The sequence below is a fragment of the Pseudomonas sp. P5_B3 genome, assembly GCF_056400405.1.
In genome coordinates, this window is sequence record NZ_JBFULI010000035.1 from 1 (window position 1) to 24,054 (window position 24,054).

A 24,054-nucleotide genomic window follows, 5' to 3' on the forward strand; every position below is an offset into this window, starting at 1 on the left:
CCCAATGAAACAAGGGACATCAGCTCAACGATGGTCGAAAACAACAGCTCACGCGGGTACTGGCGTTGACGGTGTTCTTCAAACACCTGATCAACCCATTCGGCAGGAACAGCCTGCTCCAGTATCAATTTCGTCATGACACTGGCCGGTGTCTTTTTTTCAAACCGCGCTAGAACTTCTGCCCACATCGTTTTCGTCACCCTGACTGGTTTTTAGGGGATTCTAAACGAAGACCTTGAAAGGGCTGGCCCTTACGGCGGGTCACTTGGAAAAGCGCCAAGTAACCAAGCGCTCTTGCCCCTTTCGTTCGGTGCCTCGCCTAGGCTCGGCATGCCCTCGCTCCGGTCCTGCTCCGTGGGCCCGCCGCGATCGGCCATCCATGGCCGTGCGCGGCTAACCCGGCATCCATGCCGGGTTGCCCACTGCGCAGAACCTCCACTCGGCCTCTCGAGGGGGCGGTGCATCAAGATCAAAAGCTGCAGGCGAGCTAACGCTCGGCCTGTTGGGTGGTGAAAAGCAGAGCGGATGTGTTCTGATTTTTTGTGGGGTTGGCTTGTCGGGTCGCCGCATCGCTGCGATGGCGGCCTGTCAGCCGATCAATCTTCTCCGGATGTACCCAGTCCAACTGTGGGAGCCTGCTCGCGAAGCTGTTGATCTTGGCCTGCGAACTGAACGGCATCGTCAAGCACTACATCGTCTGACCGCGACAGTATCCATCACCCCACCAACAGTAGAGCCTGCCGTCGAATGCCGATTTTCAGCGTTCGAAGGCTGTCGGGGCGGCGCTTTCAGCATCCTCGTCTGTGGCGACACAATAGACTGAAGGCTGTCTCGGAACAGGACTCGACCATGCTCAACAATCGCCTGAAAGACCCCAGCCTGCTGGTAGAACTCGCTTACATCGACGGTCAGTGGATCAGCGCCGACAACGCCGCCACCCTGGACGTTATCGACCCGGCCAGCGGCCAGTTGCTCGCCCGCGTACCCGCGATGCACGGCAGCGAAACCCGACGCGCCATCGAAGCTGCCGAACGCGCCTGGCCGGCCTGGCGCGCACGCCCGGCGGCAGAACGGGCGGCGCTGCTGGAGCGCTGGTATCAGGCGATGATCGACAACCTGGACGATCTTGCGTTGATCATGACCTGCGAGCAAGGCAAGCCACTCAACGAAGCCAAGGGCGAGATCCGCTATGGCGCCAGTTTCGTCAAATGGTTCGCCGAAGAAGCCCGCCGGGTTTACGGCGAAACCATCCCGGCACCCGGCGGCGACCGCCGCTTGCTCACGCTTAAACAGCCGGTTGGCGTCTGCGCCGCGATCACCCCATGGAACTTCCCCAACGCGATGATCACCCGCAAATGCGCGCCGGCCCTGGCCGCCGGGTGCCCGGTCATCGTCAAACCCTCGGATCTGACTCCGCTGTCCGCCCTGGCTCTGGCGGTGCTTGCCGAGCGCGTCGGCATTCCGGCCGGGGTGTTCAACGTAGTGACCGGTATGCCCGTCGGCATCGGTGAAGAACTGACCGGCAACCCGACGGTGCGCAAAATCTCCTTTACCGGTTCCACCGCTGTCGGTCGGCTGCTGATGCGTCAGAGCGCCGAACACATCAAGCGCCTGAGCCTGGAACTGGGCGGTAACGCGCCATTCATTGTGTTCGACGACGCTGATCTGGAACAGGCAGTGGCCGGCATCATGCTCAGCAAGTTCCGCAACGCTGGCCAGACCTGCGTTTGCGCCAACCGGATCCTGGTGCAGGAGGGTATTTATGAGCGCTTCGCCCAGCGCTTGGTGGAGGAGGTGGGCAAACTCAAGGTCGGCAATGGCCTGGACGCAGATTCCACCATCGGCCCACTGATCAATGCAGCGGCGGTGAGCAAGGTCGCTCGACATATCGACGACGCTTTGAGTCAGGGAGCCCGTCTGCTCTGTGGCGGCGTCCCCGAGGGCGACAGCCAGTTCGTCCAGCCGACGGTGCTCGGTGAGGCCCATGCCGGGATGCTGCTGGCCAACGAAGAAACCTTCGGCCCGGTCGCACCGCTGATGCGCTTTACCAGTGAAGAAGAAGCGCTGGCCCTGGCCAATGCCACGCCTTATGGTTTGGGCGCTTATTTCTTCACCCAGGACTTGCGCCGTTCATGGCGGTTCGGCGAGGCGCTGGAGTTTGGCATGATCGGTCTAAACACCGGGCTCATCTCCATGGAAGTCGCCCCATTCGGCGGTATCAAACAATCGGGTCTGGGTCGTGAAGGCAGTAAGTACGGCCTGGATGAATACCTGGAAATCAAAGCCTTCCACATCGGTGGGCTGTGATCCGGTCACCGTTTGAACAGGACATTGAGGAGCCACGATTGATGAGTAAAACATTCAGAATCGCCGCGATTGCCGGCGATGGTATCGGCAAGGAAGTCTTGCCTGAAGGGCTGCGGGTACTGGAGCAGGCCGCGAAGAAATGGCAGCTGGATTTGAGCATCGAAGTGCTCGACTGGGCGCACTGCGATTACTACCTGGAACACGGGCAAATGATGCCCGCTGACTGGTTCGAACAACTCAAGGGTTTCGACGCGATTTACTTTGGCGCCGTGGGCTGGCCGGACAAAGTGCCGGATCACATTTCCCTGTGGGGTTCGCTGCTGAAGTTCCGCCGTGACTTCGACCAATACGTGAACATCCGTCCGGTGCGGTTGTTTCCCGGTGTGCCGTGTCCGCTGGCCGGACGCGAAGCCGGGGATATCGATTTCGTGGTGATCCGCGAAAACACCGAGGGCGAGTATTCCTCGGTCGGCGGCAAGATGTTCGAAGGCACCGAGCATGAGTTCGTGCTGCAGGAGTCAGTGTTCACCCGGCGCGGTGTGGACCGGATTCTCAAGTTCGCCTTCGATCTGGCCCAGACCCGGCCGCGCAAACGTCTGACCGCGGCCACCAAGTCCAACGGCATTTCCATCAGCATGCCGTACTGGGATGAACGCACGGCGTTAATGGCACAGCAGTACCCGGACGTCACTTGGGACAAGCAACACATCGACATTCTCTGTGCGCGCTTCGTGCTGCAGCCAGATCGTTTCGATGTGGTGGTGGCGTCGAATTTGTTCGGCGACATTCTGTCCGACCTGGGACCGGCCTGCGCCGGTACCATCGGCATCGCCCCCTCGGCCAACCTCGATCCGGAGCGGCGCTTTCCCTCGCTGTTCGAACCGGTCCATGGCTCGGCGCCGGATATCTATGGGCAGAACATCGCCAACCCGATTGCGATGATCTGGTCCGGTGCCTTGATGCTGGATTTCCTGGGCAATGGCGATCAGCGTTACCGTGCGGCCCATGACGGTATTCTCAAGGCCATCGAGCAGGTCATCTCCGAGGGACCGATCACCCCAGATCTGGGCGGGCAGGGCTCGACCCAGGATGTCGGTATGGCAATCGCCGCGGCGCTTTAAATCCGGATAACAACAGGTCGGCTGGAAAGCTCCACTCACTCTTGTGTCTCACCCTTTTAGCCCGTCCACACTGCGGGCTTTTTTTGATTCGACCTTGGTTCCCGAAGCGATGTGTTCCGGGATTGCTTGTAAAACCGCAGGCAGCGTTCAGAAAATATAAATGCGAATACGTATCAAAAGCTGATGATGCGATATACCATACGCCGCGAATTATTGGCACGTATGCCGTCCCATTTGGCTATTTTCTCAAGGTTTCTTCGATGCGTCGTACTCTGGTTTCTATCTGTGTGCTTCAGGCGTTTTCCGCTTCCTCCTGGGCGGAGCAAGTCACAACCGATAAAACCAGTCTGGAGTTGCAAGCGACAGACATCGTTGGCACGGCTGACTTTGAAACGGCGTTGGGGCCGGTTGATGGATATCGTGCGACGCGTTCGGCCAGTGCAACGCGTACCGACACCTCGATCCACGAAATACCACAATCCATCACTGTGGTGCCCAGGGATGTCGTGGAGGACATCAGTGCCACCCGGTTGCAGGACGCGCTCGATTACGCCGGCGGGGTGGGGCGGGCCAATAACTTCGGTGGCCAGGGCTTGACCACGTTTACCGTGCGTGGCTTTACCACTGGCGAGTTCTACCGCAACGGCTTCCCGATCAACCGTGGTTATCCGAACATGCCGGATGCGAACACCATCGAGCGACTGGAAGTACTGCGAGGGCCGGCGACCATGCTCTATGGCCGAGGCGATCCAGGCGGCACATTCAACGTCATCTCCAAACAACCCTTGGCCATGCCAACGGTGACGCTGGGTAGCCAACTCGATGACCATGGAATGAAGCGTGGCACGCTGGACGCCTCCGGCCCGTTGGATGAAGAAGGCCGACTGGCCTATCGCCTGAACGTGGTGGGTGAGGGCGGTGATACCTTCCGCGATCATGTCGAAACCGAACGTTACGGCGTGACGCCGGTGCTTTCCTGGCAGGCCACCGACGACACCAAGGTGATTTTCGAAGGCGACTTCATGCGCAATAACCACCCGCTCGATCGCGGCGTGACCCGCTTTCCGAATCAGATTGGCACCGCGTCCCGCGATACCTTCTTCGGTGAAAAAGACGTTGGCAAATTGCACAACGACAACAACATGGCGCAATTGCGGTTCGAGCATCTGCTGAGCGATAACTGGACGTTGGGCGGCGGATTCCAATGGCTCGACGGCACCCTCGAGGGGAACGCGGTCGAAGCCAACGGTGTGGCCGCGGACGGGCGAACCCTGGGCCGTAACTTCAACTACCGCAAGCTGGAGTGGACGGACAAGGACACCCAACTCAACCTCACCGGACATTTCACCGCAGGCGGTTTCGATCACACCTTGCTGACCGGCGTCGAATATGAGGATTACGACTACCAGGCGATCATCCAGCGCTCCAGTGGGGCTGTGAGTGCGTACCCGATTGATATCTTCAACCCGGTATATGGTCAACCTCGTCCAGCTTTGACCCGAACCCCGACTAACGACAAAGAAAACCTCAAGACCTACGCTGCTTTCGTTCAGGATCAGGTGGCCTTGACCGAACGTTTGAGAGTCTTGGCCGGGGCCCGTTTCGAGCGCTTCGAGCATGACTACGAAACCTTTGTGCCAGGCGGCAGAAGCTGGGATGCCAGCGACAATGCAGTGACGCCGCGCATAGGGGTGACCTATGACCTGACCGACACCGTGGCGATCTATGCCAATACGGCGCGCTCGTTCAAACCCAATACCGGTGCCAGTCGCCAGGGCGGTGGTTTCGAACCGGAAAAGGGCAAATCGTATGAACTGGGTCTCAAGTGGGAAGCGCTGGACAGTCAATTGAGTGTCGACGCGGCGATCTACCACATTGAAAAGCGCAACGTGCTCACCACCGATCCTGTGGACTCGACCTTCAGTGTCGCGGCAGGCGAGGTGCGCAGCCGTGGTCTCGACCTGAACGTCGCCGGCAATCTGACCCCGCAATGGCGAGTGATTGGCGGCTACGCCTATGTCGATGCCGAAGTGACCAAGGACAACGTCATCAAATCCGGCACCCGACTGATGAACATTCCACAGAACAGTTTCAGCCTGCTCAATGTCTACGAGTTCCAGGATGGCGCACTCAAGGGATTGGGTCTTGGGACAGGCCTCAGGTACGTCGATGAGCGCGCAGGACAGACCGCCAATACAGCGTTTTCAATGGGCAGCTACACGGTTGTCGATTTGCTGAGCTACTACAAGGTCAACGACAAAATCAGGCTCAATCTGGATGTAAAAAACCTGACTGACGAAGACTATGAGGAAGGGGCATTCGGCAACGTTTACGCCTATCCAGGGGTGCCGAGAACCGTGCAGGTTGGTATTTCTTACACCCTCTAGGCGATCCAGTGAATCCTGCAGCGGTTCGCTAAAGCCGATATAAATCAGGGGTTAGTATTTTTTTACCGAGCCTTCGAGTGTGCGCGCCTGAGCGTCAATGGGCGGGTCCCTGGACTCCTCGGTGACTGGCGTATCGTCGGCCATGGATTTGCGGAACCCCCTGATCGTGTCACCGAGATCCGACCCCAAGCCTTTCAGGCGCCTGGTTCCGAACAGCATGACCACGATCAACAGGATGATCAGGAGTTTTCCGGTACTGAAGCCACCTAATCCCATTGTCTGTACTCCGCAACTGATTGATCGATTTTGTGGTGGGGCCGGCGGAGGAAAACTCATCTGCCGGCGCTAACGCGGTTCGAGTTACTTGACGACGTAGAACTTGCGTACATAGGCGCTGCTGTTCCAGGCGCATGGTGCGCCTCGGGGCACGAACACTGTATCGCCAGTGTTGACCGTCAGATGTGTCCCGTCCGCCACCTGGAGGGTGACGCTGCCTTCGAGCAAGTGCATCAGTTCATGCAGCATGTGCGGCCTCGCCTTGCGGGTATAGGGTGTCGAGTCCCAGACGCCGATACGCAGGTTGGTCGCTTCTTCGACAAATAAATTGTGCGAGCGACATTGCGGTGCCGGGCTTAGCAGGATTTCTGCATCCGGTGCTGCCGAGGGAGAGAGCAGGGTTAGCTGGGGGAGAGGCGTTAACCCGGGATTGCACGCCTCAACGAGCTGGGTATCGGCGCAGAATGCCCAGAGAGAGTCGGGTTGCGCTTCGACTTGAAGAGATGTGCCCCGGGCAATCACTGCGCTATCACCGGGATTGAGTTGGAGCGTGCCATCCTGGCTCTGCAGGGTGACTTGTCCTGCGTGTACCACGATCATTTCGCTGTAGGGATATTCATCGACGCTGAATTGTCCGCTCGCCTGGACCACGCCGGCAGCTATGTCATCCGTCCCGACATATGCAATGTGCCTGTCGAACGGATCGTTGGCTCCTAGCGAGCCGGGGGTAAATTTTGTTGAAACGGGACTGCCGTCGGCGTGTGCCAGCAGCACTGCAGTGGGCTCTTGCATGAAGGAGTTTCTCCAGAAATATGCGTCGTGTGGCGTTGGATGGATCTGTGGGGTTTGTCAGGCGATGGCCTGAGTCACCAGCGCAAACTGGCGCACTGCGCCGATAGCCTGCGGTGGGGTGCCACGGGCCATTTGCGCAACGGTGTCGACCTGCTTCAGCCCGGCCTCTTCCAGCCAATGGGCCAGTCCGCTATCGGACGATATATCCATGCGCACGAATGCGTCCGGCACTTGGGCCAACAACACCGCGATCAAGTGTTTGGCCTGCTCTGGACTTTCCGCGATGACCGGGCCGATGCAGCGACCACGGCCGAATGGGCGCAGCATGGCGAAGGCACGTAGCTGACCCTCGCGCTCGATACCGACCGAGTGTTCGACACTATCGAACAGCTCATTGAGCACGGCCTGTCTGTTCAGGCCGCTGCCGGCGTTGGCCAGTTCGATTTGATCGCTTCGATCGGCTTCGGTCAGCGGGCGGCAGCGCTCACCGGCTGGCAGATCATTGGGTACTGGAGACAGCGCTTGCCCCTGATGTTGTTGAATATGTCCAAAGTCAATGAATCCCTGACTGGCATAAAGTGGGGCGCCGGCCAGCGTCGCATTGAGCATGGCGGTACGTGAACCGCAAGCCTCAAGTGCCAGTTCCATCAGCTTGCGACCGATACCCTGGCCCTGGTACTCATCACTGACGATCACCAGGCCGATAGTGGCGTAATCTCCCTGCACGCAGGTGAACGCGGTACCTATCAGACGACCTTCATGTTCTACGACAAAACCCTGCGCGATGCGTTGCAACATGGCCCATTCCTCCAGGCGGTGGGGCCATTTCAACTGTACGGACAAGGCGTGGGCCAGCGGCACATCGGCCGGGGTGATGGGGCGATAGGTATATGCAGGGCGTTGCGAGTTGGACATGACAGATCTCCGTAGACGGGGAGCGTGACCGGTCGGATTTCTCCGCTGAAAGTATTGGTATCTCACCTGCTGCGAGGCCTGACAAGAGGCCCCCATTGATTCGGTAGATTCTTTAAGCGACAGCTCTGTACGCCACATTTACTGCTCAAATGAGAAGCAGGATCGGCAGCAAATACTGGATCGGCTTTCAGGATGCAGAGCAAAGCAAAAGGCACTGCTGATGGGGGAAGTTGCTTAAAGAAAGGCGCCCGGATGGGCGCCTCAAGGCTAAGGGAGCGCGGAGCAGACCTTCAACAAAACCGGCCGGTCCACAGATAAAACCGGCCAGGACCAAACGTTACAGAATGCTCAGCGGATACTCGATGATCAGGCGCACCTCGTCGATATCGCTCTCGAACGAGGTCGCGCGTTGCTCAGTAACTTCGCTCGCGGTCAACCTGGCCAAGCATTGATTCACCACGTTGATGCCGGCGGATATTCTCCAGCAACACGCTAAACGCACTTTCCGGTTGGGTCATCGCAGCGATATGCGGTGTCAGCAATATCTGCGGATGGTGCCAGAAGGGATGGTCCGGCGCCGCCGGCTCCTGTTCCAGTACGTCGAGCACCGCCGCGCTGAGCTGGCCGCTGGCCAAAGCCTCCAGCAGATCCTCTTCTATCAGGTGCCCACCCCGGCCCATGTTGACCAAGGCAGCACCCTTGGGCAGGTGCTGGAACAACTGTCGGTTGAGAATCCCTTTAGTCTCCTCGGTCAATGGCAAGACACAAACCACGATGTCGCAACGGCCGAGGAAGGCCGGAAGTTGCTCAGCGCCCGCAAAGCAGTCCACCCCGGCAATGCGATGCTCACTGCGTGCCCAGCCTGACAAGTCGAATCCAAAGGTCTGCAAGGTGGCTAGAATCTGTTGAGCCTGCGTGCCGAGCCCCATCACACCTACCCGACGTTTGGCTGCCGGTTGCAGCAGGTGAGCCTGCCAGCACCGAGCCATTTGTTGCTGGCGATAACGGAGCATATCCCGGTGCAGGCTGAGCACCGCAAAACTGGCGTACTCGCACATGCCCCGGGTGATGCTCGGGTCGAGTAAACGTACCACCGGCAGGGTCGTTGGCAGACGGTCAAGGTCAAGTTGGTCGACCCCGGCCGACAAGGCGAACAGTACCTGCAGGTTTGGCAACAATGTTTCGAGATCGTCCGGCGCCTGCCAGGCTGCCAGGTAGCGAATATCCTTCGGATCGCCGATGTCCGGCCAGGCACGCCATTCGATATCCGGAGCGTGCTCAGCGAATAGGCGTTTCCATTGTTCGCCGCGCACCGGGTCAGCTTTATAGAGCAGGGCCATGGGTAACTTCTCGCTTCAGATTGGGAGTATCCAGCATGCCCGAGTGGCAGAGCAGGATATGTCGAAAGAATCGGCGTAAACGCATAACGTTGCGTTGTATGGGGTGCACGTCGGCAGATTCCATGGGAGCTGGCTACAGCTGAAGGATTCTGCTGTTTACCGGGGTGAAAACAGTCGATCCGAATTTCTCAGAGGCCAAGTTCGGCTTAGACAATTGCGTCGAAAGCTTAACCTTTGGAACACATCGCAGCCGTTTCCCGGTTGCCAGGTTCACTATGGGAGATGCCATGAACAGTAAAGTCGAAGAAACCCCGAGTTTGCTCCGTCAGCGCGATCAATTCGTGCCACGGGGTTTGGTCACGGCACACCCGCTGGTCATCGACCGGGCCCAGGGTTCTGAAGTGTGGGACGTGGACGGGACGCGCTACCTGGACTTCGTCGGCGGCATTGGCGTTTTGAACATCGGTCACAATCACCCGAAGGTGGTCGCGGCAGTGCAGGCCCAATTGCAAAAGATCAGCCATGCTTGCTTCCAGGTGGTGGCCTACAAACCCTACATTGACCTGGTACAGCGCTTGTGCGAGTTGGTGGGTGGCCAAGAAGCCTACAAGGCAGCGCTGTTTACTTCCGGTGCAGAGGCGGTAGAGAACGCGGTGAAGATCGCCCGCGCGCATACCAATCGTTCAGCCGTTATCTCCTTTCGTGGCGGTTTCCATGGGCGTACTTTACTGGGTACGACGCTGACTGGCATGAGCCAACCCTACAAGCAGAACTTCGGGCCCTTCGCTCCAGAAGTCTTCCATACCCCATACCCTAACGCCTATCGCGGTTTCAGCAGCGAGATGGCTTTGCAAGCGCTTAACGAATTGCTGGCGACTCAAGTCGCTCCGGATCGAGTAGCTGCGATCATCATCGAGCCGGTGCAGGGCGACGGAGGCTTCCTTTGCGCGCCGCCGGAATTTCTCCAGGCACTGCGGGCTCTGACCGAACAACATGGCATCGTGCTCATTCTCGATGAAATTCAGACCGGTTTCGGCCGTACCGGCAAATGGTTCGGTTTCCAGCACGCCGGAATTCAACCGGATCTGGTCACAGTCGCCAAGAGCCTGGCCGGTGGTTTGCCAATATCGGGCGTGGTAGGTCGTGCGCACATCATGGACGCGCCATTACCCGGTGGTCTCGGCGGTACCTACGGCGGTAACGCCCTGGCTTGTGCGGCCGCGTTGGCGGTGATCGAAACTTACGAGCAGGATCAGTTGCTCGAGCGTGGTGAGGTATTGGGTGAGCGGCTGCGTCAGGGCCTGCTGCGCTTGCAGGCGCGTCACCCTCGTATTGGTGACGTGCGCGGCACCGGCTTCATGCTGGCAATCGAATTGATCAAAGACGATGAGGCCCGCAGCCCCGATGCAGAACTCACCCAACAACTGATCGATCAGGCCAGGGTTGGTGGGCTGTTGGTGATCAAATGCGGGGTGTACCGAAATGTGCTGCGCTTCCTGGCTCCTCTGGTAACCGAAGAAAATCAGATCGACGAAGCGCTGACAATTCTTGAAGCGGCATTATTACGAGTGTTGGATTAATCTCAGGTCTCGGTTGGCGCAATGTAGCAATGCGCCGACCGAGGGCATTTAGCGCACATGGATTGATGAATGCATCATGGGAGGCTACACACCATGTACCTGACTGATTATCGTGCACTGCTGATCGATTGCGACGAAGTCCTGGTCGATCGGGATTCCGGTATCTGGACGGCCCTGCAACCCTTGCTCGAAGACCATCCGGGCATGCCAGGCAGGGAAGAGGTATTGGCTGATTTTGACGAGGCGGTGCGCACGCTCTACCCACGTTTTTCCGAACTGGGTTTCAGTGGCTTATTGTGCTTTGCTCATCGTCAGCTGGCAGAGCGTTTTGGGCTCAAGGCCAGTTGGGAAGAGGGCATGAGTTTCGCCCGTTCGGCATGCAACTGGTCACTGTTCGAGGACGCGCCCGGTGCCATGTTGTATCTGCGCAAATTCTATCGGCTGCTGGTGTACTGCGATCGAGATGCCGAGGATCGCGAACAGCTCTGCGAGCGTTTGGGGATTGTGCCCGAAGACCTGCATTCCCGAGCCAGTAATCCATTGGAGGACAGCGAGTGGTTGCTGGCCAACAACCTGGAGCCCAAAAATATTCTGCAGATTTCCAGACCTCCTGCGCAGCCGCCAAAATCGGCTGGATTGTGCCTGATCCGCCGTGGCCATGAGAATTATACTCAGGAAAATTCCGCAGATTTTTACATCACTAGCATGGCTGACCTGGTCGCTCAGCATCAGCTATCTTTGCGACGTTGAGTTTGCTAAAACCACTGTCTATCTGAACGGCAATCAAGAGGTACCCGATGGAAGGTTTAATCAAACTAGACCGAATTGATATCAGTATCCTGGTTGAACTTCAAAAAGACGGTCGAATGACCAACGTCAGTCTGGCCGATGCGGTGGGCCTGTCATCCAGTCCATGCTTGCAGCGGGTCAAACGGCTTGAGTCGGCCGGCTATATTTCCGGGTATAGAGCTCATCTAAACCTTGCCAAGATCACCGACTCGGTCACGGTATTTACTGAGATCACGCTCAGCGACCATAAACGAGAGGACTTCGCCAAGTTCGAGTCCAATATTCGTTTGGTCGATGAGGTACTGGAGTGCCATTTAGTCAGCGGCGGTTACGATTACCTGGTGCGTTTCATGACCTGCAGCATTCAGCATTATCAGGAAGTGATCGAAGGGCTGCTGGACAAGAATATCGGTATCTCCAAGTACTTCAGTTACATCGTCATTAAATCCCCAGTACTCAAAGATGGGGTCCCGCTTCGTAGGCTATTGCGCCACCATTAAATGGTTCGCCGACGGCACCTAGCTTGTGCGTTCCTGGATTGAACGCCAGACGCGATGCTCGCTCAATATCAACGTCGCTATGGCAACCAGCACAGGTACAAAGGCAAGCCCACAGATAACGGTCCAACCGTATCGATTCAATATACCTCCCGATGCAAACGAGCCGAGCACCACGGCGCCAAAGACAATGAAATCATTGAGCGCCTGGACACTGTTTCTTTCGCTTGTTTTATGACACTGAAGGACGAGCGCAGAGGCGCCGACAAAACCGAAATTCCAACCAATACCTAGAAGCACCAAACACAGATAAAAGTGGTAGGACTGCACACCGGCAAGCCCGACAGCAATAGAAGCGCCGGTTAACATCAACCCCATCAGCACAACGCGGTTTGCCCCAAAACGGCGGATCAGATTTCCAGTGAAAAAACTGGGTGCGTACATTGCAATGACATGCCACTGCAATGCCAGATTCGATGATTCCAGTGAAAGATCCTCATGCTTCATTGCCAGTGGGGCCGAAGTCATCAGGAAATTCATCAAGGTGTAAGTTATGACGCCATAGAGCATGGCGTTGATGAGTCGAGGCTGCCGAACAATCGCCGCAAGCGGGCGACCTGGAGTACGCACAGCCGCCTCATGGCGTGGCAAATCGACACCTGACAGCACCGCCGCCGAAACCACTGCCATTAATGCGGCTGCAACATAAGTAGCGATAAACAGGTGGGACTCCCATAGGTCCATCGTATAGGTGACCGTCTGCGGACCTAGTACACCCGCCACTAGGCCGGCAGCCATGACGATTGAAAGCGCCCAGGGCTGCCTGTTTTCTGGAACGCATTCTGCGGCGGCGAAACGAAACGTCAGCACCACAGCGGCATAAGCGCCACCAAACAGCATCGCAGCGCAGAAAATGAAGAAGGAAGACAAGTAAATGCCAGTCGCAGCCAGCACTCCCATCAGGATGCCGCACAACGCTCCCAGCATAAATACGAGACTGCGCCCATAGCGCTGCGCAATGGCGCCGGCAGGTAGCGTGCAGCTCGCCATGCCCACGACAAAAATGGAGATAGGCAGCGTCGCCAATGCTTTATCCGGTGCAAGCATGTCTCCCACGATAGCACCGGTTGCATAGACGATGACTGAGTTACCACCCGCCAATGCCTGGGCGGTTGCCAGGCGAAAAATGTTGCTGTTCCCGGATGTGGCTGACACGACTTCTCTCCCATGAATGAATCGTCCCTTAATGCAGCTGCCGCTGCATCGCCAAGACGGTTTACCCGGATGACGATGAACGCAGTGCTGCATTTGACAGGCATCTCTGCCGACCCGTTAGCGCCTCTTACACACCGCCGTACTGATACACGGTCGCACTCCAATACTGGTTGCCGTTACCTTTTTGGCGAGCCCATCCGTCGGCAACCAATTGATTGGCGATCATTCGATTCATAAAGCCATGACCGAGCAGCAGAACCGGTCCATCGCTGGCAAGGGACTGCAATCGTTTGGCTGCCACGCTGGCGCGCATCCTCGCAGTGCCGGCGGATTCGACGTTGCGTGAGTAACCGCACAGCCATAAGACTCGAAGGATAAATGCCCAGGTAAACGGCGATAGTCGTGGCCGTTTCCAATGACCACAAGGCAGTTGTGCTTCGCAGAAAAGTGCGTCGACCAGCGCAGGCTTCAGGCCGAGCGCCTGGACGGAGGTCAGCGCACGAGGCGCGCTGCTTGAAACAATCACCGTGGCGGTTGCGGCGAGTTGCAGACTGGCATGCGGGACCGGGTGCTGGGTAATTTCGGATCGGTCGTATTGCTCGATCCAGTCTTTCATCTCGAGCGCTGAGATCCTGTCGGTTGCGGCCAGTTGTGGCTGGCCGTGACGCATCAGGATGATTTCCCTGTTCACAAATTGACGTCCTTGTTCTGGTGTGTGGTAAATGACCAGCAAGTGCGGTTTCGGGAACTCAAGGTACGCCTCCCGTACCCGCATAAAACCGCACAATGAGGCTCGAGATTATCGGCTTTTGGACTGGACGGTAATCCCGTCTGCGAAAGTCAGTTGTCGACCATGACCGATGAGCTTTTTTTCTTCGAGGCGCGCGCACTGTGGTTTTCAAACCAGCCGTGATCACGGTACCACGCCACGGTGTCAGTGATTGTCAGCTCCAGTGGCCGGAAACTCATGCCAAGCTCCTGCTCGCTCTTGCGGTGGTTGAAGCAGGTGCGGTCCTCCTCTCGTATCAACAGGCGCAACGTAGCCATGCTTAGCAGAATGGGCTTGCCGGTCAGGCGCGCATAGATCTCCTGCACAGCCGCCAAGGTGTAAAGAAGGGGGAGCGGTAGTTGTCGAACGGGTGTCTTTACGCCCGCGATACGTCCTAGAACAGGTACCAGCTGACCCATCGTCATATGCCGGCCCGCCGCGAGATAGCGCTCACCTCGTCGGCCCTGTCTGGCGGCAGCAATCAGCGCCCCTGCCACATCACGGGCATCGACAACGGAGAAGCTGCCAGGGATCAGCCCGGGCAACTTGCCGTTCACGACATCGTTGACCAACTGTCCCGAGGAGGTCGGGCCAATGTCGGCAGGGCCCCACATCCAACCGGGCAGGACCATGCAGGCATGCATCTCGGGATGTGCTTCCAGGAACGACAGGACGACACGGTCGGCGAGGATCTTGCTGCGGTAGTAGTCATCCGCGTCGGCGTCGGCCCGCAGACATGTCTCATCGATGGACGAGCCAGGTGCGCCGTCGAGCACGGCAATGGACGACGTATGGACGAACCGTCGTATACCGGCGCGGTAGGCCTGGTCAAGCAGGCGCCGCGTACCAGACACATTGATCTTTTCGAGTTCTTTCCAGTGGCTGCCACCCTTGTAGTTGTCGCGAAAGAACGCCGCGGTGTGAAACACCGTATCGCAGCCTTGCAGCGATGCCGCGAATGCGTCGACATCGGCCATGTCACCCACGACCAGCTCCACCCCCGGCAGATTGTTGAATTGCTGTTCACCTTTGGCTCTTGAGCGGACCAGGCCTTTGACCGCGTAGCCACGAGCGACCAACTCACGCACCAGGTTGTTGCCCAGCAAGCCGGTTGCTCCAGTAACAAATGCGCTACGCATGGCTCAACCCTCACCCTGTTCGGCTGACGGCATCAACACCGCACTGTCGAAGAAGACCTCTTCACGGATGGCCAACCCGTTTCTGAAGGTGAAGTGTGCGGCGTAGTGCACGGTAATATGGCGTCCATGGGGTGCGATCACCCGGCCTGGCAGCACCAAGGGTGCGGCGAAGGTGCCGGTCAGTTTGGCAGTCAGCGCCAAAAGATTGCCAGCGACCATGAATGGGGTGAAGGTCACGTGGGCATCGGGGAACGCTTCGAACAGCGCAGTCTCTCGTTTGCTCATGGCGTCGCGACCGGTTTGAATCCCCATACCGTCGAGGTAGATGAAGTCTTCGCAAACCAACGCAAGCATCGCCTCCACATCACGGCGATTGAAGGCTCTTGAGGCGCGTTCCGCGTAGTCGTTGGGGCCAGTAGTCATTACAGTCCATTCCATTCGTGTCGAGGGTCTGTAGATATACCTTTGAGGCCTCCCCCGAAAAACAGCGACTACTGCATAATGGATTTGCACATATGCAGACCAGGGAGGACAGGACGCATGGCGTTGCAAGCAAATTGGGACGATCTTCGTCTGCTGTTGGCAGTCTCGCGGCGTGGCAGCTTCCTTCAAGCTGGCCAGTTGCTGGGTATCGCGGCGTCTACCGTGTCCCGCCGCCTGACCCAACTTGAGGTCGCACTGGGCGAGCCACTCGTCGAGCGGGGCGTTGAAGGATGCTGGTTGACCTCGCGGGGCCAATCCCTCGTGGAAGTTGCCCTGGCGGCGGAAGCGGGCTTGAGGCGTCAAACCGCTGCAGGCATAACCGAGCTGCACACAGAGCTATCTGGCAGTGTCCTGGTCAGTGCAGGCGAGGGGTTCTCGTCTTGCGTGCTGGAGGCCGCGAGTCGTTTCACTTCTCTGCACCCGCGTTGCTCGGTGGAGCTGATGGTCACAGCCGACTTTCACAAGATCGTCCGCGGCGTGGCAGACATTGCCGTACGTACAGCTCATCTGGGTGAGCCGTCGCTGATTTATCGACCCATAGGCCGGCTCGCCTACGGTGTCTTCGCTGACGCAGGTTATCTGAAGCGGTTTCCAGGGGTGACCCCGGCCACTGCGGTCAATGTCGCCTTGCTTCCCCCGCTGGACATGTTGCCGCAAATGCGTGCGGCGAAGGCCGGTGGTCTGGACCGCGCGCAGATCAGCGTGAATTCGTTCGCCGTGCAACTCGAATCGGTGAGGCGAGGTATGGGGGTGGCCGTACTGCCCCGTATACTGGCGAAGGATCTGATCGGGTTGTTCCCGGATCTCCACCTTCCAGATATGGAGGTCTATCTGGTGACCCGGCCTCAGGCATTGAAGCAGGCCCACATCAAATGTTTTTTTGCCATCCTGGAGCAGGTGCTGCTCGAAGCCCTGTCCATGGAAAATGTCGAAGGTTACCTCTTGGAGGGCGACCCGCGAGTATCGGAGCAATAACGATCTCTACCGCGTACGGGTCGCCGTGCAATAGACTGGTTTTGCGGTGAGCGTGGAGCGCTTGTCAAATACCCACTCAAAGGATGAGCACATGAGCCGTACCGGCCATATCTGCCTGATGGCGACCTATAACAAATGGATGAACGAAAAGATCTATGAAGCGGCCAGGTGCTTGTCCGATGATGAGCTATCAGCTGATAGAAAAGCGTTCTTCAGGTCGATTCTCGGGACGCTGAACCACGTGGCAGTCGGAGACACAGTGTGGCTAAAGCGATTCGCCAAACATCCAGCGAACCACACGGCATTGGAGCCGGTGAGGCGACTTCCTGATCCGAAAAACCTTGACCAGGCGTTGTTCTCTACTATTCGAGAACTCTCAGTGTATCGAGAGAGGCTTGATCAGATAATCGTCGAATGGGCCAGCTCTATTACAGAGTCCGATCTGGACCACACCCTCCATTACGCCAGCTTGAAGGGTGTCGTGTCCGACAAGGACTTTTACGGCCTGGTGATGCATTTCTTCAACCATCAGACTCATCACCGTGGCCAGGTTACTACGCTGCTTTCACAGGTTGGTCTCGACATAGGTGATACAGATTTAGTCGTCCTCATCCCATCCCGATCCAGCGTATGAAGAAAAGCGGGATACCGGTATTGAGAATTCACCGCCAAAAGGGGTAATTCGATTCGGATCGCACTGATTGCATCGCTGTCGCCCTGGTTTGATCCATGACGAACACCTCGCACCGCTGGTGGTGAACGTGCGGTGTCCCACCGCATCGTTGCCTACCTGATAGCTGATCCCGGGGGTAGGGTGAGCTTGCGACACAAGCGTCTGGTAAAGCCATCTGGTCATCGCCCAGAAACCAGGACACGGGATTGACTCCGGTGGCAGGGCCAATGATGGTGCAGTCAGTGGCCCTCATGCGACACTCCCCGCCCTACAAATCAGGGAGCGTGTTGAACATGGTGCGTTTGCTTGCAGTTTCAGGGAGTCTTCGTGAGGCCTCCTCCAACTCAGTGCTGTTGCGTGCAGCTGAGGTTCTCTGTCCCGAAGGGCTGTCGATAGCGCATTATCACGAGGTTGGCCAGTTACCTCATTTCAACCCGGATTTCACGGAAAATCCTCCTGAATCCATCAGGGGCTTACGCTTGAGTATCGCCCACGCGGACGGCGTTCTGATCTCTTGCCCTGAGTACGCTCGCGGAATTCCCGGCTCATTCAAGAATATGCTGGACTGGCTCGTTAGCTCTGAGGAGTTCCCAGGTAAACCCGTTGCTCTTTTCAACGCTTCACCTCGGGCTTCGCACGCGCAGGCGGCACTGCGGTTGGTTCTGGAAACAATGTCGGCTCGTATCGTGGAGCAAGCATCAATATCCGTAAATTTGCTTTCCACGCAATTGAGTGCAGAAACTATCGCAAATGATCCAACGATCCGCCCACTGATCGTTTCGGCACTTGAAGCATTCAAGCAGCAAATCGATGGTAAAAAAGCGGGCTGATACACGTACGGATCATGGCCATTGAGCCGTGCAGACTGGATCAAACTCATGATCGCCGCCGCCCGTTTTCCGCTGCGTAGAGATCCTGAAAAGAGCCAGTTCTTGCGTCCAGGAGCTCATGGTCGGATCTGGTTGTCGGCCCAATTGTTGTCAATGGGAACCGCCCCGTCATCAAGGTAGCGCGATAGCGCTGCCCAGCGTTTCAGGCTGTAATCCAGTGCTCTGCTGATAGCCGAAACCGTCATGCACCAGAACTTTCATACGAGTAGCGCGCCGGTTGGCGAACAGATAAGCACAGTGCGGCTTAGCCGCGCCGAATACCGCGATCACCCTGGCCAACGCAGTCTCGGTGCCTGCACGCATGTCCATCGGCTCGGTGGCGAGCCAGATGGAATCGATGCGGATCATCGCAGCAGATCTCGCAGAAAAGTCGCGCAGGCAGCAGCACTTTCGGTTGGCCAGTTCACTTTTGCGAAATTGCACTCCACTTGACCAGTCATTTGCATTCGTACTGACCACCAATTGCATCGGATTTGACCAGCTTGCTTCGAGGCCATGACCGGCAGAGAACGGCCGATTCTGTTGAAAAAGTCGACCATGGTTTGCGCAGCAGAAAARTATGCGTCCGAGATTGAAATTTTTACTTTCGGCAGAGGCTTCCGGACTCGGATTTCACGTAGCAGTGTGCAAAAAAAGGCGTTTTAACCAGTCAATGACCAAGCTGTGTGGGCGAACCGACTTTTTCAACAGAATCGGCCAAAAGCAGACGGTGGGCGGAGTGATGGAAAAGAGTAGCTATGCTTGGTTTGCTGACGGAAATGATTGAGCTAAATGGGCTTCCGTTCTGTGAAGGCGTTATCACCTCACGTGATGTGTCGAATATTCCTTGCGACTTTTGACCCAAGCCTTTCAGGAGTCCTTTCATTTCATGGCGAAGCTAATAGCCTTCACCGCGCTTCTACTGGTGTGGATTCCTCTCGAACAAGCCGCAGCCGGAAATGCAGCGCTGAGAATATTCTGGTCAGAAACCATTCCTGAAGGGAGAACCTCGCAAGACGCTCTCGCTATTCGAGGAATCTCACTCGACGCCAGCGGTTCAATAGTCGCGCTAGGAAATAAAGGGGTATCGCAATCGATTCTCTTGCGGCCCAGCGAAGCAGGTCCTGGATCTATCATTGAACCAGCAACTCAAGGGCAGGCCTTGCACATTGTGCAGGGCCCCGCTGAGACTCTTTGGCTTGCCGGTTTAACAAACAGGCGAATGTACGTCCCCGGCGGAACGATGGCAGATGCCTATCTCGGAAAGCTCGACCCACAGGGACGAATCGTTGCGGAATACTCTTTTCACTCGTTCCGGTTTCGTTTTATTCAGAGTGTGACCATGCTTGATTCAGGCGAATTGGTCGTCGCCGGCCGTGACGGTGCCGAAAATTGGCTGGCGGCCGTATCGACTCAGGGCAGGCTCTTGTGGCAACGAAGGTTAGGACTCGGAAAAGGGGTGGCGGTTTCAGCAGTAGGTGACCAAATCGTAGCGGCCACCATTGCAGGTAGGCGCGAGGACGACAACAAAAAGTACAGGGACGATGTGAATGTCCTGAGTGTTGACCGCACGGGACACGTGATTGGCTGGCAAACTGTTAGAGCGAACATCAACAGCCATTCGGGATCACAATACGTAACGGTTGCAATGGTAAAGTCACGAACTGCGTTTTATGTACTATCGAGTTGGCACGATACTCAGAGCGTGAAGTCGCTGGAAATCATTAAGCTCTCCCTCGACGGTTCTATCTCCTGGCGCAAGGAGCTTTCGCACTCAATATCGCAGGAGAGGAATAAATCCTGGAGATCCTGCGATCAAGGGCAGATGGCTCTTGAAAATGACGACCTCTTGGTCGTGTGTTCTATCGAAGCGCAGATTCTGGTTTTCCGGCTCGACGCAAAAAATGGTGATGTGACAGTTATGTCCGTGCCATTGCCCGAATGCCATGAAGGCCGGCCGGCTGCGCTCTTTCCGGTGCAAAGGAAGAATGGGGCGATCTGGATTTTTGGTTCGAGGCCGGACAGTAACATAGGGAAAAGTTGCACGTGGCTTGGAGAGCTATCGCTTCCATGACGTTTATCTGTTTGGTTTTGTAGACACCTCCAAGCCTTAAAGTTGGGCCATGAGGAAGTTAATTGGCCCCGCCTCCCTCGACATAGGAAACATAGGAAGATGTCTGACGGGCAGCAATGGGTCGACTCCGGCCTGTGACAACCGGCAACAGTCGACCCAATATGGCTGCCCCCAACGCCCCATCAATTGGGCCGCTGAGAGGCCGCCCTTAATGATGTGGGTGTACAGTTAAAGACACCAGTTTGAGCACAATGGGGCGAACGACGAGTATGCACAGGAATGCCACGGGCATAGCCAATTTATAGGCGTGCAGCGTATTACTTAGGTAATCAGTCTCAATGCCGGAGTTTTCCGCAGTGATCACGAGAGACATCAACAGCCCCATAATTGTGGCCATATACAGTGCGAAAACATAAGGAGTAGCGCGAGCCGAGAGCTTGCGCTGGTTGAAAAATCGAGCTTTAGAGGATGCCTTGGGATTCATATCAGACCTTTTTGATCTTCAATTGATAGGTGATGAGCACCATAGCAAGATCAAAAATTAGCAACTAGACGGCTAGCAGTGGCTGCTTTATAAAGAAAATCTTATGAATAACTCTTCTCGCTGGGCCAAAGATGAACCTGTTAGGGGCGATTGCTAGCTTTATCAAGGTGGTTGAAGCGGGCTCCATCGTGGGCGCAGCCAAAACCCTGGGCGTCAGTGCCGCAGCTGTTAGCCAGACCATAAATCGCTTGGAAGCCCACCTGGGCACGCGCCTTCTCCAGCGCACCACACGCAGCATGGCGTTAACCGAAAGCGGCGTGGTGTACTACGAAAAAGTGAAACGCATAGCGCGTGATCTCGAATCGGCGCAAAGCGCGATCACCAGCGCGCAGACTCAACTCCAAGGGCGACTGTGCATCGCTTCTACCTCCGCATTCGGGCGGCATGTGTTGGCATCACTAATCGCCGGCTTCGCTGCACGTTACCCACGTCTGACACTTGAACTCTCAACCACAGATCGCAAAATTAATCATATTCAAGAAGGCATTGATCTGAGCCTGCGGATCAAACCACAACTAGAAGAGGGGATCGTCGCTCGCAAGATCGTTTCAGTCCCTTTTATCATCTGCGCGTCGCCCACCTATTTGGATCGAGTCGGCTGGCCACGCTCCCCTGAAGAACTTCAACACCATGCCTGTCTAGCGTTTCGCTACCCGCTAGACGGACGCTTTCTACGTTGGGGTTTTATCCGGGATGGACAACGTTACGACGCTACTCTCAATGCGACCGCAATCAGCGACGATATTGACGCTCTAGCCCAAATGGCCATCCACGGCGCGGGAATTACCCGCTTGGCAGAGTTCGTGGCGGCGCCCTATATCGAAAGTGGCCAACTCATCCCTCTGTTTGAACATCGCCACGCTTCAACTTATGCCTACGCTGAACCGCTGGATATTTATGCATGCGTCCAGGAGCGCGCCGCCATCACACCCAAGGTCAAAGCTTTTATGAATTATTTGACTGAATATCTGGAAATGCGTTGGCCGATGGAAAATACCTTTACAGCGTCCTGATACGGTGCTTTGCCGCCTTTATAAATTCAATGGTCGAGCTTTGCATGGGGCAACAGTTACGAACTGCAGCTTGCAGGTGACTACAACCGGTTGCAGTCTGATTCAACGGGCAGCTTCGGGACGGATTCAGCCGGTTGTGGAAGGCAGCAATCGGCCGATTCTGTTGAAAAAGTCGGTACGCCCAAACAGCYTGGTCATTGACTGGTTAAAACGCCTTTTTTGCACASTGCTACGTGAAATCCGAGTCCGGAAGCCTCTGCCGAAAGGAAAGATTTCAATCTCGGACGCATATTTTTCTGCTGCGCAAACCATGGTCGACTGTTTTCAACAGAGTCGGCCAAAAGCAGACGTACGCGACGCGAGCCTGGTTGCCCCCCAATCTTTCTTGTGAGAATTTGAGGTGAAGCTAATCCATCAAGGAAGATCATGGACATTCGATCGACGGAAACAGAAGACTGGATGCTATTAAAGCAAGTCCGACTCGCCGCGCTTTTGGACACGCCAACGGCATTTGGTGTCAGTTATCAAACTGCCGCCGCATACACTGACGAACAGTGGAAAGTAAGAGCCTCATCAACCGGAACAGCATTTTGGCTGGCATTCAAGAAAGACAGGCCTGTCGGAATGATTGGTGCCGTGGTCAGTAGCGCGCATCGTTTTAACTTGATCGGAATGTGGGTTGAACCTGCTGCAAGGGGCTCTGGCGTGGCAACTCAGTTAGTAGATGTAGTGAAAGTTCGCGCTACCGCGGAAGGCTTTGATCGCGTTTTTCTCGACGTATCACCCGACAATGCAAGAGCCTCGAACTTCTATCTCAAGCAGGGGTTTGCTTTCATGGACGAATGGGAGCCGTTAGAAAGTCATCCGCATATTACGGTTCAGACGATGCTCTGGATCGGAAACTGATTCACGAGTTCTCTATTAGACGGATGTCCATTACGGGTCGAAAATGGCCCCTCGTGACAGGCAAACATCGGCCAGAAGCCGACATCCATAAGCTTCCTACTCTCTCCTAGCGATTGCAGATTTTTCTAGCTACGCTTTCCAGCAAAGGAATGGCGTAGGTGCGGCCTTTCCCTAATTGTCAGGCAAGGGAGCCAACATCTATGGATAGCATGCAGGGCGTTAATCCATCAGCCACCGTTCTGGTGGTCGACGACACCCCCGACAACCTGATGTTGATAGCCGAGCTGCTCAAGGACAGATATCGGGTCAAGGCAGCCAACAGCGGCGAGAAAGCGTTGCGTCTTCTCCAGAGCGACCCACTTCCCGACCTGATCCTGCTGGACATCATGATGCCGGGCCTGCCCGGCTACGACGTTGCCGAGCAGCTCAAGCTTGACACCCGCACTCGCCACATTCCGATCATTTTCCTTACCTCTATGGCTGCCACAAAGGACGAGATTCGCGGCTTGAGTCTGGGCGCCGCGGACTACATCACCAAACCGATCATCCCCCCGGTGCTCATGGCCAGGGTCGAGACCCAGATCAAGGTCAAGGCCGCTGCGGATTTCCTGCGCGACAAGAACGAGTTTCTGGAGCAGGAGGTGCAGCGCCGCACCCGCGAGGTGACTGCAATCCAGGACGTCACCATCCACGCCATGGCATCGCTGGCCGAAACCCGCGACAACGAAACCGGCAACCACATCCGCCGTACCCAGCACTACATCAAACTGCTGGCCGAGCTACTGCGCGAGCATCCTCGCTTCCGCCACTTCCTCGACGAGGAAACCATCCAGCTGCTGTTCAAGTCGGCACCGCTGCACGATATCGGCAAGATCGGCATTCCCGATCGCATCCTGCTCAAGCCGGGACGTCTCACTCTGGAAGAGTTCGAGATCATGAAGACCCACACTACGTTGGGGCGCGATGCCATCCAACACGCCGAGGATCAGTTAGGGATAGGTGTCGACTTCCTTCATCTGGCCAAGGAGATCGCATACGGCCACCAGGAAAAGTGGGACGGCAGTGGCTATCCGCAAGGGGTGGGCACCGACGACATCCCCATCAGCGCCCGTTTGATGGCCGTGGCGGATGTCTACGATGCGCTGATCAGTCGCCGCGTGTACAAGCCCGGTATGCCCCATGAACAGGCGGTGGAAATTATCCGCGAAGGCCGGGGTTCGCATTTCGACCCAGACATCTGCGATACCTTTCTGGCCAATGCCGAACGGTTCCGGGAAATTGCCGAGCGGTTCACCGACAGCGATCAGGACATGGCCAAGCAGTTGGCCTCACTAGAGCAGATCGCTGAGCAGCCCTGAGCCCTTTGCATCATTCTGCACACCAAGCTAAA

The 24,054-nt window shown here is 56.6% G+C and carries 23 protein-coding genes and 2 pseudogenes; 13 read left to right on the forward strand and 12 right to left on the reverse strand.

The annotated features are described in order from the left end of the window. Positions 1-137, reverse strand: a pseudogene (locus AC1DRN_RS19910) (IS4 family transposase); the annotation flags it as partial. Positions 138-849: 712 nt separating this feature from the next. Here AC1DRN_RS19910 and AC1DRN_RS19915 point away from each other — a divergent pair. The 3 genes from AC1DRN_RS19915 to AC1DRN_RS19925 all read left to right on the forward strand — a co-directional run bounded on the left by AC1DRN_RS19915 (position 850) and on the right by AC1DRN_RS19925 (position 5,815). Then, a complete protein-coding gene (locus AC1DRN_RS19915) occupies positions 850-2,307 on the forward strand; it encodes an NAD-dependent succinate-semialdehyde dehydrogenase (protein ID WP_457266028.1) in 1,458 nt (485 codons plus the stop codon). 41 nt (positions 2,308-2,348) lie between these two features. After that, positions 2,349-3,428, forward strand: coding sequence for a tartrate dehydrogenase (locus tag AC1DRN_RS19920; protein WP_223458813.1), 1,080 nt, complete (start codon positions 2,349-2,351; stop codon positions 3,426-3,428). A gap of 260 nt (positions 3,429-3,688) precedes the next feature. Beyond that, on the forward strand, positions 3,689-5,815 hold the full coding sequence (locus AC1DRN_RS19925) for a TonB-dependent siderophore receptor (protein ID WP_457266029.1): 2,127 nt from the start codon (positions 3,689-3,691) through the stop codon (positions 5,813-5,815). Between the two features lie 51 nt (positions 5,816-5,866). On the opposite strand, the gene tatA is transcribed toward AC1DRN_RS19925, so the two are convergent. The 4 genes from tatA to AC1DRN_RS19945 all read right to left on the reverse strand — a co-directional run bounded on the left by tatA (position 5,867) and on the right by AC1DRN_RS19945 (position 9,138). Then, entirely contained in the window at positions 5,867-6,091 is a 225-nt protein-coding gene (gene tatA, locus AC1DRN_RS19930; protein WP_457266030.1) for a twin-arginine translocase TatA/TatE family subunit, read from the reverse strand. Between the two features lie 84 nt (positions 6,092-6,175). Then, the gene (locus tag AC1DRN_RS19935; protein WP_457266031.1) at positions 6,176-6,883 is read right to left on the reverse strand and encodes a cupin domain-containing protein; all 708 of its coding nucleotides are present in this window, start codon (positions 6,881-6,883) and stop codon (positions 6,176-6,178) included. A gap of 57 nt (positions 6,884-6,940) precedes the next feature. Then, positions 6,941-7,798: a GNAT family N-acetyltransferase gene (locus tag AC1DRN_RS19940; protein ID WP_457266032.1), complete on the reverse strand. Its 858-nt coding sequence runs from the start codon at positions 7,796-7,798 to the stop codon at positions 6,941-6,943. Positions 7,799-8,211: 413 nt separating this feature from the next. After that, the gene (locus AC1DRN_RS19945) at positions 8,212-9,138 is read right to left on the reverse strand and encodes a 2-hydroxyacid dehydrogenase (RefSeq protein ID WP_223458824.1); all 927 of its coding nucleotides are present in this window, start codon (positions 9,136-9,138) and stop codon (positions 8,212-8,214) included. 287 nt (positions 9,139-9,425) lie between these two features. Here AC1DRN_RS19945 and gabT point away from each other — a divergent pair, with 287 nt between their 5' ends. From gabT to AC1DRN_RS19960, 3 genes are all read left to right on the forward strand, one after another. Further along, on the forward strand, positions 9,426-10,718 hold the full coding sequence (gabT, locus tag AC1DRN_RS19950; RefSeq protein ID WP_457266033.1) for a 4-aminobutyrate--2-oxoglutarate transaminase: 1,293 nt from the start codon (positions 9,426-9,428) through the stop codon (positions 10,716-10,718). A 93-nt stretch (positions 10,719-10,811) separates the two neighbouring features. Then, positions 10,812-11,468, forward strand: a complete 657-nt coding sequence (locus AC1DRN_RS19955) for an HAD family hydrolase (protein WP_223458828.1) — start codon at positions 10,812-10,814, stop codon at positions 11,466-11,468. A 47-nt stretch (positions 11,469-11,515) separates the two neighbouring features. Beyond that, a complete protein-coding gene (locus tag AC1DRN_RS19960; RefSeq protein WP_108219348.1) occupies positions 11,516-12,007 on the forward strand; it encodes an Lrp/AsnC family transcriptional regulator in 492 nt (163 codons plus the stop codon). Positions 12,008-12,025: 18 nt separating this feature from the next. Here the strand turns inward: AC1DRN_RS19960 and AC1DRN_RS19965 are convergent, their stop codons facing one another. The 4 genes from AC1DRN_RS19965 to AC1DRN_RS19980 form a co-directional block, all read right to left on the reverse strand. Then, positions 12,026-13,219, reverse strand: coding sequence for an MFS transporter (locus AC1DRN_RS19965; RefSeq protein ID WP_457266034.1), 1,194 nt, complete (start codon positions 13,217-13,219; stop codon positions 12,026-12,028). Positions 13,220-13,346: 127 nt separating this feature from the next. Then, the gene (locus tag AC1DRN_RS19970; protein WP_223458994.1) at positions 13,347-13,889 is read right to left on the reverse strand and encodes a histidine phosphatase family protein; all 543 of its coding nucleotides are present in this window, start codon (positions 13,887-13,889) and stop codon (positions 13,347-13,349) included. 170 nt (positions 13,890-14,059) lie between these two features. Further along, complete coding sequence (locus AC1DRN_RS19975) at positions 14,060-15,127, reverse strand: SDR family oxidoreductase (protein ID WP_457266035.1); 1,068 nt, start codon at positions 15,125-15,127, stop codon at positions 14,060-14,062. 3 nt (positions 15,128-15,130) lie between these two features. Further along, the gene (locus tag AC1DRN_RS19980; protein ID WP_457266036.1) at positions 15,131-15,550 is read right to left on the reverse strand and encodes an ester cyclase; all 420 of its coding nucleotides are present in this window, start codon (positions 15,548-15,550) and stop codon (positions 15,131-15,133) included. 117 nt (positions 15,551-15,667) lie between these two features. Here AC1DRN_RS19980 and AC1DRN_RS19985 point away from each other — a divergent pair, with 117 nt between their 5' ends. The 3 genes from AC1DRN_RS19985 (at position 15,668) to AC1DRN_RS19995 (ending at position 18,088) form a co-directional block, all read left to right on the forward strand. Continuing rightward, positions 15,668-16,585, forward strand: a complete 918-nt coding sequence (locus AC1DRN_RS19985) for a LysR family transcriptional regulator (RefSeq protein ID WP_457266037.1) — start codon at positions 15,668-15,670, stop codon at positions 16,583-16,585. Positions 16,586-16,676: 91 nt separating this feature from the next. Further along, positions 16,677-17,219, forward strand: a complete 543-nt coding sequence (locus AC1DRN_RS19990) for a DinB family protein (protein ID WP_457266038.1) — start codon at positions 16,677-16,679, stop codon at positions 17,217-17,219. A 332-nt stretch (positions 17,220-17,551) separates the two neighbouring features. Next, positions 17,552-18,088 (forward strand): NADPH-dependent FMN reductase, encoded by a 537-nt coding sequence (locus AC1DRN_RS19995; protein WP_223458840.1) that lies wholly within the window; start codon positions 17,552-17,554, stop codon positions 18,086-18,088. On the opposite strand, the pseudogene AC1DRN_RS20000 reads toward AC1DRN_RS19995, so the two are convergent. Both AC1DRN_RS20000 and tnpB read right to left on the reverse strand, forming a co-directional pair. Then, a pseudogene (locus AC1DRN_RS20000) lies at positions 18,088-18,324 on the reverse strand (IS66 family transposase); the annotation flags it as partial. The gene AC1DRN_RS19995 and the pseudogene AC1DRN_RS20000 sit on opposite strands and share 1 nt — an antisense overlap. Then, positions 18,260-18,616: an IS66 family insertion sequence element accessory protein TnpB gene (tnpB, locus tag AC1DRN_RS20005; protein WP_317851113.1), complete on the reverse strand. Its 357-nt coding sequence runs from the start codon at positions 18,614-18,616 to the stop codon at positions 18,260-18,262. The gene tnpB and the pseudogene AC1DRN_RS20000, both read right to left, overlap by 65 nt. 400 nt (positions 18,617-19,016) lie before the next feature. Here tnpB and AC1DRN_RS20010 point away from each other — a divergent pair, with 400 nt between their 5' ends. Next, positions 19,017-20,201 carry a CBM20 domain-containing protein gene (locus AC1DRN_RS20010; RefSeq protein ID WP_223458842.1) on the forward strand — a complete coding sequence of 395 codons (1,185 nt, stop codon included), beginning with the start codon at positions 19,017-19,019 and terminating at the stop codon, positions 20,199-20,201. A gap of 208 nt (positions 20,202-20,409) precedes the next feature. On the opposite strand, the gene AC1DRN_RS20015 is transcribed toward AC1DRN_RS20010, so the two are convergent. Continuing rightward, positions 20,410-20,685: a DUF2798 domain-containing protein gene (locus AC1DRN_RS20015; protein ID WP_223458844.1), complete on the reverse strand. Its 276-nt coding sequence runs from the start codon at positions 20,683-20,685 to the stop codon at positions 20,410-20,412. 131 nt (positions 20,686-20,816) lie between these two features. On the opposite strand from AC1DRN_RS20015, the gene AC1DRN_RS20020 reads away from it, so the two are divergent. From AC1DRN_RS20020 to AC1DRN_RS20030, 3 genes are all read left to right on the forward strand, one after another. Then, positions 20,817-21,758 carry a LysR family transcriptional regulator gene (locus AC1DRN_RS20020; RefSeq protein ID WP_223458847.1) on the forward strand — a complete coding sequence of 314 codons (942 nt, stop codon included), beginning with the start codon at positions 20,817-20,819 and terminating at the stop codon, positions 21,756-21,758. Positions 21,759-22,184: 426 nt separating this feature from the next. Then, positions 22,185-22,664 carry a GNAT family N-acetyltransferase gene (locus AC1DRN_RS20025; RefSeq protein ID WP_457266039.1) on the forward strand — a complete coding sequence of 160 codons (480 nt, stop codon included), beginning with the start codon at positions 22,185-22,187 and terminating at the stop codon, positions 22,662-22,664. Positions 22,665-22,864: 200 nt separating this feature from the next. Further along, complete coding sequence (locus tag AC1DRN_RS20030; protein ID WP_223458849.1) at positions 22,865-24,022, forward strand: response regulator; 1,158 nt, start codon at positions 22,865-22,867, stop codon at positions 24,020-24,022. Positions 24,023-24,054 lie beyond the last annotated feature (32 nt).

What these genes read in the sequence shown, in the direction of transcription:
- AC1DRN_RS19915 (WP_457266028.1), top strand. Translation starts at nt 850, where the DNA reads ATGCTCAACAATCGCCTGAAAGACCCCAGCCTGCTGGTAGAACTCGCT.
- AC1DRN_RS19920 (WP_223458813.1), top strand. Translation starts at nt 2,349, where the DNA reads ATGAGTAAAACATTCAGAATCGCCGCGATTGCCGGCGATGGTATCGGC.
- AC1DRN_RS19925 (WP_457266029.1), top strand. Translation starts at nt 3,689, where the DNA reads ATGCGTCGTACTCTGGTTTCTATCTGTGTGCTTCAGGCGTTTTCCGCT.
- tatA (WP_457266030.1), bottom strand. Translation starts at nt 6,091, where the DNA reads ATGGGATTAGGTGGCTTCAGTACCGGAAAACTCCTGATCATCCTGTTG.
- AC1DRN_RS19935 (WP_457266031.1), bottom strand. Translation starts at nt 6,883, where the DNA reads ATGCAAGAGCCCACTGCAGTGCTGCTGGCACACGCCGACGGCAGTCCC.
- AC1DRN_RS19940 (WP_457266032.1), bottom strand. Translation starts at nt 7,798, where the DNA reads ATGTCCAACTCGCAACGCCCTGCATATACCTATCGCCCCATCACCCCG.
- AC1DRN_RS19945 (WP_223458824.1), bottom strand. Translation starts at nt 9,138, where the DNA reads ATGGCCCTGCTCTATAAAGCTGACCCGGTGCGCGGCGAACAATGGAAA.
- gabT (WP_457266033.1), top strand. Translation starts at nt 9,426, where the DNA reads ATGAACAGTAAAGTCGAAGAAACCCCGAGTTTGCTCCGTCAGCGCGAT.
- AC1DRN_RS19955 (WP_223458828.1), top strand. Translation starts at nt 10,812, where the DNA reads ATGTACCTGACTGATTATCGTGCACTGCTGATCGATTGCGACGAAGTC.
- AC1DRN_RS19960 (WP_108219348.1), top strand. Translation starts at nt 11,516, where the DNA reads ATGGAAGGTTTAATCAAACTAGACCGAATTGATATCAGTATCCTGGTT.
- AC1DRN_RS19970 (WP_223458994.1), bottom strand. Translation starts at nt 13,889, where the DNA reads ATGCGTCACGGCCAGCCACAACTGGCCGCAACCGACAGGATCTCAGCG.
- AC1DRN_RS19975 (WP_457266035.1), bottom strand. Translation starts at nt 15,127, where the DNA reads ATGCGTAGCGCATTTGTTACTGGAGCAACCGGCTTGCTGGGCAACAAC.
- AC1DRN_RS19980 (WP_457266036.1), bottom strand. Translation starts at nt 15,550, where the DNA reads ATGACTACTGGCCCCAACGACTACGCGGAACGCGCCTCAAGAGCCTTC.
- AC1DRN_RS19985 (WP_457266037.1), top strand. Translation starts at nt 15,668, where the DNA reads ATGGCGTTGCAAGCAAATTGGGACGATCTTCGTCTGCTGTTGGCAGTC.
- AC1DRN_RS19990 (WP_457266038.1), top strand. Translation starts at nt 16,677, where the DNA reads ATGAGCCGTACCGGCCATATCTGCCTGATGGCGACCTATAACAAATGG.
- AC1DRN_RS19995 (WP_223458840.1), top strand. Translation starts at nt 17,552, where the DNA reads ATGGTGCGTTTGCTTGCAGTTTCAGGGAGTCTTCGTGAGGCCTCCTCC.
- tnpB (WP_317851113.1), bottom strand. Translation starts at nt 18,616, where the DNA reads ATGCAATTGGTGGTCAGTACGAATGCAAATGACTGGTCAAGTGGAGTG.
- AC1DRN_RS20010 (WP_223458842.1), top strand. Translation starts at nt 19,017, where the DNA reads ATGGCGAAGCTAATAGCCTTCACCGCGCTTCTACTGGTGTGGATTCCT.
- AC1DRN_RS20015 (WP_223458844.1), bottom strand. Translation starts at nt 20,685, where the DNA reads ATGAATCCCAAGGCATCCTCTAAAGCTCGATTTTTCAACCAGCGCAAG.
- AC1DRN_RS20020 (WP_223458847.1), top strand. Translation starts at nt 20,817, where the DNA reads ATGAACCTGTTAGGGGCGATTGCTAGCTTTATCAAGGTGGTTGAAGCG.
- AC1DRN_RS20025 (WP_457266039.1), top strand. Translation starts at nt 22,185, where the DNA reads ATGGACATTCGATCGACGGAAACAGAAGACTGGATGCTATTAAAGCAA.
- AC1DRN_RS20030 (WP_223458849.1), top strand. Translation starts at nt 22,865, where the DNA reads ATGGATAGCATGCAGGGCGTTAATCCATCAGCCACCGTTCTGGTGGTC.